Raw genomic sequence first — 7173 nt, 5'->3', positions numbered from 1 at the left:
ATCTCCATCCTCCGGTTCCAAAAACACCTTATCTCGGTGTCCACGGAACCGGCAGCAGCTCAAGACGACGATGCGAACGCTCGATTTCTCCGACTATATCTTAATGGAAGAGGAGCGCGACGAACGGACGGAGCGTGATCCATACACCATTCAGCAAGGCCAAGAAATATTCGCGCTAAGGATGTGGACCGGTAGCCCAACGCTGGATGGTCGGTTCGCGAAGGGCTGCGGCGGGCGGATCTGGCATGATGCGGTCTATTGGATTATGCCGATCGTCTGGTACTCGGGAATGCGGCGCGAGGAAGCGTGCAAGCTGCTCGTTGAAGACATCGGCGAGGAAGACGGCGTCCCATATTTCGACATTCGCAACACCCGCGCCGGGCGGGTGAAGACGGCCAAAAGCACCAGGAAGGTACCGATTTGCGCGGAACTTCGCCGGCTTGGGCTGTTGAATTACGTCGCCGCGATGCGGGCGGCTGGGGAAGAATATCTATTCCCGGAAATCGTACCCGGTAAAGGTGGTCGACCGCTGGGTGATGTGTTCTTCAACACCATTTGGCTGAAGATCAAGCCGTTGCTGGCGCTCATCAAGCCGGGTCAGGCGGTTCATAGCGGCCGGCACATGGTCAGCACCGAGTTGAAGGCGTTGCAAACCTTTGAGGAAACACGGGCGGACCTTCTCGGGCAGCAGATCGGTGGCAAGAATGTCGTCCGCTATGCCGGGGCAACGCGGCTGCAGATTCTGGCGGATGTCGTGGACCGCCTGCCCATCGTCACCAGCCATCTGCCGTTGCCTGAAACTATCAACCTCTTGCCGAAGCATCTGCGCTGCGCCCGCCCGACACGTCAGTCGGCGGGCCGGAGGACGAGAGGCTGACGGATGCGGTTGCAGGACCGAGGTCACCGAAGCCCCATACGATCCATCTTCTTGAGCAGGCCTACGCGCGAGAGGCCTAGTTCGCGCGCGGTGTGGGTGTGGTTGTGGCTGGTGCGCGCCAGTGCCTCGACGATGCGACGGCGTTCCAGCGCGGCGACTTCGTCTTCGAGGCTTTGGGGGGCGGCGGGGAAGACGCTTTCCGACGGAGCGTCGCCAACGGCGAACGCGAGATCGTCGGCGGTGACGATCGTGCCCGCCGCGCCCGGGATGGCGAGGGCGGCGGCACATTCGACCGCGGCGCGCAATTCGCGGACGTTGCCGGGCCATGCCCTCCCGCCGAGCCATTCCGTCGCATCGGGCGAGAAGCTGGCCCGCCCTTCGCTCGCCCGCCGCAGGAACAATCTGGCGAGCAGCGGCACATCGGTCGCCCGCTCGGCCAGCGAAGGCGTGCGTAGCACCACGCCCTTGAGGCGGTAGAACACGTCCTCGCGGAAGCCGCCTTCGGCCACGGCGGCGGCGAGGTCGCGGTGGGTGGCCGCGACGATCCGCACATCCGCCTCGCGCGGGGCACGGGCGCCGACGGGCTGGTAGCTGCCGTCGTTGAGGAAGCGGAGCAGCTTGACCTGCATGGCTGGCGGCATCTCGCCGATCTCGTCGAGGAACAGCGTGCCGCCATGCGCGGTCTCGATCAGGCCGAGTCGGTCGGCGGTGGCGCCAGTGAAGCTGCCCTTGAGGTGGCCGAACAGCTCGCTCTCCAGCAATTCGGCCGGGACCGCGCCGCAATGGATCGGGACCAGCGGTCGGGCGGCGCGCGGCGAGGCGGCGTGGATCGCGCGGGCGACCAGTTCCTTGCCGGTTCCGCTCGGCCCCAGCACCAGCGCGGGAAGACGGGTCGGCGCGACCCGGCGGATCAGGTCGCGCAACCCCGCCATCGCCGGTGAGGTGCCGACCAGCCCCATATCTTCGTTGGCTCCGGCCTGTGCGCGCAGCGTGGCGACCTCACGCGCGAGCCGCGCCCGCTCCAGCGCGCGAGCGACAACGACGCGCAGCAGGTCGGGATCGACCGGCTTGGCGAGGAAATCCCATGCGCCCGCCTCGACCGCCTTCAGCGCCAGCGCATGATCGGCATGACCGGTCATCACTACCACCGCGGCGGGCGCAAACGCCGGGATGAGCGTCAGCCCCGCAGCCGGGTCATGATGCGGCGGCATTGCGAGGTCGAGCAGGACAAGGTCGGCAGGTTTCGCCTTGAACGCCGCCACCGCCGCATCGCCATCGCCGACGACCTCGACGTCATGACCAAGCCCGCGCAACCACGCGCCGGTCAGCCGCTGAAAGGCGGGTTCGTCATCGGCGAGCAGGATCATCGGGACGCTCCGAAGGTAAGGCGGAAACAGGTCGACCAGCCGGGTCGCTCGGCCAGCGTCACGGTGCCGCCATGCGCCTCCATGATCCGGCGGACGATGGCGAGGCCCAAGCCGGTGCCGCCGGGGCGGCGTGAGACGAAGGGGCGGAACAGGCTGTCGCGGATCTCGGGCGCGATCCCGGGACCGTCGTCGCAAATGTCGATCGTGACGGGCGGACCAGCCTCAGCGACGATCGCGACGCGGGTGCCGAGCGCGCGGGCATTGTCGACGAGGTTGGTCAGTGCGCGCAACAGCGCGTGGCGATCCGCCGTCACCATCAGCCCCTCGGGCAGTTCTGCTTCTACGCCCAGCGATGCAACAAGGTCGGCAGCGCGCAGCGGCTGCGGCACGATCGTCCACGCGCGGGCATAGTCGAGGATGTCGGTGACGAGATGGTTCATCCGCGCCACCTGCTCGCCGATCTCGGATCGCACCGCCGGCGGTGCGCCGGTCGCGGCCATCTGGACGATGCCGAGCGGGTTACGCAGGTCGTGCGCGACGGTCGCCGCCAGCGCCCCCAACTCGGCCAGTCGCGCCTCGCGTTCGGCATCGACCATGCGGCGGGCGGCGGAGAGGCGGCGGGCGCTTTCGGCGACCAGACCGGCAAAGCGTTCGGCGACATGGCGGGTGGCGGCCGGAGCGTCGTCCCAGCCTTTCAGGGCGACCGCCTCGCCCGTGATGGTGAGCGTCGGCCCATCGGCCGGCAGGTTCAGCCGCTGGCGCAGCAACCGCAAGGCAGCCTCGCCCAGCGCGGCTTCGTCGGGGGCTTCCGCCAGCCGGTCACGCCATTCGGCCACGTCCGCCTCACTGATCCGTCCGCCGGGGAACACAACCCGGTCGGCCAGCCGCGTCAGCGGGGCGAGGATCGCCAGCCCCAGCGCCAGTGTCGCCGCCAATGCCGCCCAGGTCGCGAACAGCCCCACCGGACGGCCCGCCATCGCCAGTGGCAAGGACGCGATCAACGCGCTCGCCGCGCCCGCGCCGGCGACCAACATTAGCCACATCAATCCGCGCCGTGCCCAGATGTCGGCCGCCATGAACCGGTGCCGCACGATGCCGTAGACCAAAGCGACCGAGTAGAACGGCAGCAGCAGCACCGGCCACGGATAGGCATCGATTCCAATCGCCGGAAAGGCGAAGCCGGTCAGGGCGACCAGCCCGATCAGGCTCGACACGAACACTGCCCCCGCCTGTCGCCGATGGGCGCCGTCCTGCTCGCGCCACGTCTGCGCCAGCCGCACATGCCCGGCGACCGACAGCAGCGCCGCCAGCCCCAGCACGCACCAGCCGACGACCGACGGCACGAACATCCCCGGAAAACAATGCCACGGCACCACCGCCCCGACGCCGAAGACCAGTCCGACCAACGCCGCGAACGCTGCCGTCGCATAGCCGGCGATCGCCACCTGCCGCACGACGCCGCACAGCGCAAAGGCGAAGGCCAGATGCAGAAACCCCGCCGCGGGCAGCGGCGATAGCGCGATCAGCGTCGCCGTCACCGGCGTCGCCGCCGGCCCCATCAGCGCGGGAAGCATCTGCGCCACGCTCCACAGCCCGACGCCGAGCAGAAACACGGCGAGCAGGCTCGACCCCGGCACCGCCCGCGCCCGCAGCACGACGAACAACGCCAGCAACGCGCTGGCGATGGCGGTCAGCGACAGCGCACCGATATAGGCGAAAAGGCCGACAGCTATATCCATCGTTGACAGCATAGCAGCTTGTTCCGTTCACGGCGTTGACAATCGCGCACTACCTGCCGGACGGAAAGCCACGCATTTCCGCCATCCGTGGCAATTGGCATGCCATTCGCAAAGGGCCTTCCAAGCCGGGCGATCATCGTCCGGCTTGGAAGGAGACCAACCATGTTGTTGCCCATTGCAGCCCTGCTCGTAACCTATGCGTTGACCGGCCTGATCGCGCTGCTGGCCGTCGTGACGCTCTGGCGACCGCTGTCGATCCTGCTCGCCGAACTGTGCGGCACCGAGGACCGCTCGCGCTTCTGGACGGTGTGGTCGACGGTGATGATGGTCGCGACGCCGATGCTGTTCGTATCGTGGCGCGGCATTGCCACCGATCCGACCGAACTGGTGCAGGGGACGATGACCAGCGCGCTGATCGGCGTGCTGATGGCACTGGTCGGGATGGGCTTTGCGGTGTGGAGCCGCACCCCCCGCGCCGCCGCCTAACGGGAGCGGGGGCGATGCATGTCCTGATTGTTGGCGCGAGCGGCTTCATCGGTCGCCACCTCGCCGCCCGGCTGGTGGCGGAGGGCGTCAGCGTCACCGCCGCTGGCCGCGCGCCGAATCGCTTGAGGCGGCGATTGCCGGGCGCCAACGCGATCCGCTGTGATCTCGCCACCGACCGCGCAGACGACTGGCGCGAGCGGTTGGCGGGCGTCGACGCGGTGGTCAACTGCGCTGGTCTGTTCGGAGACGACCGGGGCTATGCGAACGTCCATGCTGGCGGACCGATCGCGCTGTTCGATGCCTGCCGCACCGCCGGGGTCAGTCGCGTACTCCAAATTTCCGCCTTGGGGGCGGCGGCCGATGCGCCCAGCGCCTATCACCGCAGCAAGGCCGCTGCCGACGATCATCTGGCGGGGATGGGGGACGCGATCGGCTGGGCGATCGTCCGGCCGTCGCTCGTTATCGGCCATGGCGGGCAGAGCAGCGCGCTGTTCACCACGCTCGCGGCGCTGCCGGTCACACCGGACCTTGGCCGTGCCGATGGCCTGATCCAGCCGATCCATGTCGACGATCTGGTCGAGGTGCTGGTTCGCCTTCTTCATGCCTCGTTGCAGCTGGCCGCGCGGATCGATGCGGTCGGACCCGAGCCGATGACCACGGCGGCGTTGGTGGCGACGATGCGCGGCTGGCTGGGCTTGCCGGATACGATACGCGTGACGGTGCCGCGATGGCTGATCGCCGGAGTCGCTCGCCTCGGCATCGGTCCGGTGACGAGTGAGGGGCTGGCGATGCTGGTGGCTGGCAACACGGCGTCCGTCGAGCCGCTCGTTGCCCTCACCGGCTTCCGACCGACACCGATCGCCCAGGCCTTGGCCCGCCGCCCGGCGAGCGAAGGCGATCTGCGGACGGCACGGCTTGCGCCCATTGCGCCGATCCTTCGCGTCGCGCTCGCACTGGTCTGGTTCGCGGGTGGAGCGATACCGCTGTTCGTCACCCCGGCGGCGACGAACATGGCGTGGATGGCGCGGGTCGGCCTGTCGGGGAGTGCGGCGACGATTGCATTATGCGCAGGCGCGCTGGCCGACATCGCGGTCGGCGCTGCGTTGCTTCTGCGGATACGAGGCGCGGCGCTCGCGGGGATCGCCCTGATGGCGACCTACACGCTGATCCTGACCCGTATTGCGCCCGAACTCTGGGCCGACCCCTTCGGTCCGCTTGCGAAGAACATCGCCGTCCTCGCCCTGTCGCTTGCCGTCAATGCGCTGGAGACACGTCATGGCTGATTATCTGCTTTTGAAAACCGTCCATATCCTCAGCTCGACCTTGTTGTTCGGCACCGGGCTCGGCACCGCCTTCCACGGGTGGATGGCGAACCGCTCCGGTGACGCGGGCGCGCGGCGGGTGGTCAACCGTAACGTCGTCCTCGCCGACTGGTTGTTCACCACCCCCGCCGTCATCGTCCAGCCGGTGACCGGTGTGTGGCTGGCGCAGATTGCGGGCTTTCCGCTGACGACGGGCTGGCTCGCGGCGTCAATCGCGCTCTATCTGATGGTTGGGGCCTGCTGGTTGCCGGTGGTCGGCATCCAGATCCGGATGCGCCGCATCGCCGATGCCACCCCGGCGGACATGTCGCTTCCGGCGCGTTATTTTCAGCTATCGCGGACGTGGTTCCTGCTCGGCTGGCCCGCGTTTATCGGGGTGCTCGTCATCTTCTGGCTGATGGTGACCAAACCGGAGATCGCATGGTGACCCAGCCCGTGTTCCACCGTCTGCTCGGCAGCGCGATCGACGACCTGCCGCCGACGTTGCGCGAGGCCCATGACAGTCCGATCGACCAATGCTGGCGCGGCGTGGCGCAGGTCGAGACAAACCCGAACCCGCTGGCAAGGCTGCTCTGCCGCCTGATGCGCCTGCCCGCCGCGGGGACGGCTATTCCGGTGACGGTCAGGTTCGAGCGGCGCGGTGCCGCCGAACACTGGCATCGCGATTTCGCCGGACGCCGCTATCGCAGCACGCTCATCGAGCGCGACGGGTTGATGATCGAACGGATGGGCATGGCGACCAACATTTTCCGGGTATCAGTGGAGGGCGGCACGCTCCGGCTGGACCTGATCGGCTTTCGCTTCCTCGGGCTTGCGCTGCCGACGGCACTGCGACCGCACTGCCACGCCCGCGAAAGCGAAGAGGATGGGCGTTACATCTTCGACGTGCCCGTCGACCTCTGGCCCTTCGGCCAAATCATCCGCTACACTGGTCGCATGGAGCGGATCGATGACTGACGGCCCGATCATCCTGTTCGACGCGCAGTGCGTCCTTTGCTCTGCTAACGCCCGCATCATCCTCCGCTACGACCGCCAGCACCGCTTCCGGCTGGCCGCGATGCGGGGCGCGACAGGAACTGCGCTGTTTCGCGAGCATGGCATCGATCCGACCGACCCCGACACAATCCTCGTCATCGATGGCGATCGGGTCTGGCGCGACAGCGAGGCGGTGATCGCGATCTACGTTGGTCTCGGCTGGCCTTGGCGCGTCGCGGGCGCGCTCCGCCCGGTACCAAATTGGCTGCGCGACCGGGTCTATCGATGGATCGCCCGCAACCGCTATCGCCTGTTTGGTCAAAGGCAGACGTGCTGGCTGCCGGCGCCGGAAGATGCTGGCTGGGTTCTGCCCTAGCGGCATCACGAACGCAGCTTTGCGAGGAGGA

7 protein-coding genes and 1 pseudogene are annotated in these 7173 nt (G+C 67.9%); 6 read left to right on the top strand and 2 right to left on the bottom strand.

Annotated features, from left to right (window positions below):
- Positions 1 to 877, top strand: a pseudogene (locus ASE91_RS18045) (integrase); the annotation flags it as partial.
- A gap of 23 nt (positions 878 to 900) precedes the next feature.
- Here ASE91_RS18045 and ASE91_RS18040 read toward each other — a convergent pair.
- Entirely contained in the window at positions 901 to 2244 is a 1344-nt protein-coding gene (locus tag ASE91_RS18040; RefSeq protein ID WP_056628720.1) for a sigma-54-dependent transcriptional regulator, read from the bottom strand.
- A complete protein-coding gene (locus ASE91_RS18035) occupies positions 2241 to 3983 on the bottom strand; it encodes a sensor histidine kinase (protein ID WP_056628913.1) in 1743 nt (580 codons plus the stop codon). Before ASE91_RS18035 ends, ASE91_RS18040 begins: the two co-directional genes overlap by 4 nt.
- A gap of 162 nt (positions 3984 to 4145) precedes the next feature.
- Between ASE91_RS18035 and ASE91_RS18030 the strand changes: the two genes are divergently transcribed.
- The 5 genes from ASE91_RS18030 to ASE91_RS18010 are packed head-to-tail and all read left to right on the top strand — an operon-like array spanning position 4146 to position 7142.
- Positions 4146 to 4469, top strand: coding sequence for a hypothetical protein (locus ASE91_RS18030; RefSeq protein WP_056001648.1), 324 nt, complete (start codon positions 4146 to 4148; stop codon positions 4467 to 4469).
- Between the two features lie 14 nt (positions 4470 to 4483).
- On the top strand, positions 4484 to 5752 hold the full coding sequence (locus tag ASE91_RS18025) for an SDR family oxidoreductase (RefSeq protein ID WP_056001647.1): 1269 nt from the start codon (positions 4484 to 4486) through the stop codon (positions 5750 to 5752).
- On the top strand, positions 5745 to 6218 hold the full coding sequence (locus ASE91_RS18020) for a DUF2269 family protein (protein WP_056001643.1): 474 nt from the start codon (positions 5745 to 5747) through the stop codon (positions 6216 to 6218). The genes ASE91_RS18025 and ASE91_RS18020 overlap by 8 nt, the downstream gene beginning before the upstream one ends.
- Positions 6212 to 6748, top strand: a complete 537-nt coding sequence (locus ASE91_RS18015; RefSeq protein ID WP_056001640.1) for a DUF4166 domain-containing protein — start codon at positions 6212 to 6214, stop codon at positions 6746 to 6748. The genes ASE91_RS18020 and ASE91_RS18015 overlap by 7 nt, the downstream gene beginning before the upstream one ends.
- A complete protein-coding gene (locus tag ASE91_RS18010; RefSeq protein WP_056628718.1) occupies positions 6741 to 7142 on the top strand; it encodes a thiol-disulfide oxidoreductase DCC family protein in 402 nt (133 codons plus the stop codon). The genes ASE91_RS18015 and ASE91_RS18010 overlap by 8 nt, the downstream gene beginning before the upstream one ends.
- The last annotated feature ends 31 nt before the right edge of the window (positions 7143 to 7173 follow it).

The sequence above is a fragment of the Sphingomonas sp. Leaf62 genome (assembly GCF_001421915.1).
GTDB lineage: Bacteria > Pseudomonadota > Alphaproteobacteria > Sphingomonadales > Sphingomonadaceae > Sphingomonas.
The sequence above is the reverse complement of the archived record's forward strand: the minus strand, read 5'-3'. Positions and strand labels throughout refer to the sequence as shown.